The following is a 959-nucleotide window of genomic DNA, read 5'->3' on the forward strand; positions in this document are numbered from 1 at the left end:
GTCTTTAAGATAAATCGTTCCGGCTCCGCCGTTATGGTAATCTTTGTTAGGTGGTACTCGAACATAGCCTCCAAAGGCTTGAACCTGTGAACTTAAATCAAAACCGTTCAGTGTGTCGTAATAAACGGCAACTCGTCCGCCAGCACCTGAACCATTGTATACATTAGTTCCATTGGCACTAATTTGGCCCAAACCATTAAGTTCGTTAACTTCTATCCATAAAGATCCACCACTGCCTCCACCATAGTTGTTATTTTCCTGAAGCCCGTTAGATTTAATACTTCCAGCTAAATTTAGTACATTGCTTACTGTTAAGCGTAATGAACCACCGCCTCGGCTGTAATTACCACTGGCACCTAAATCCAACGGCTCTCTTAAATCACCATAAGTTGAATTAGTAGAGTCACCTGAATTGTATAATCCACCTAATCCACCATGACTGCCTCCTGAACCCCAACTCATGGAATTTGAATCATAAGCAGCCCCTTTACCACTGACATCAATTGATGAATCGGCACTTACTGTCACATCCGTGACTGTTAGGTGAACGCCTGATACGCCTTGCCCATGCGTTAATATGGCACCATTGTTTAAGTCCAAATTCGTTAAGGTTTGTGGCACATTAATCTCAACTTCAGCTGAATCAATACTTAAATCAGTGAGTTGCGGGTGGTTCACATTAATCTGTAAGTGGGCACCACTTTCGACACTTATCTCAGTCCAGGCAGGATGCACCGCATTGAGGACTTCTCTTGCACCATTTGATATCACATAAGGCGTGACTTCAGGAATGGTAAAACTCGCCTGGTGATCCACACTGGAATTCTGGATATCATAGGTGTTGTTAACAGTTAGCTCACCACCTTGCACCCAATGGCTGTCATTAGTCAGTATTAAACTATCAATAACCAGATCATGTGGTTGATTGATTAAGCTGTCCTCTGCGCTGATTGACAGTA

Annotated in this window: 1 protein-coding gene; it reads right to left on the bottom strand. The window is 43.0% G+C overall.

The window, feature by feature from the left end; all coding sequences use genetic code 11:
- The coding region (locus IEV16_RS13290) for a hypothetical protein (RefSeq protein WP_229728362.1) at positions 1-959 on the bottom strand (959 nt) is incomplete at both ends.

The organism is Marinicella pacifica, assembly GCF_014636635.1.
Taxonomy (GTDB): domain Bacteria; phylum Pseudomonadota; class Gammaproteobacteria; order Xanthomonadales; family Marinicellaceae; genus Marinicella; species Marinicella pacifica.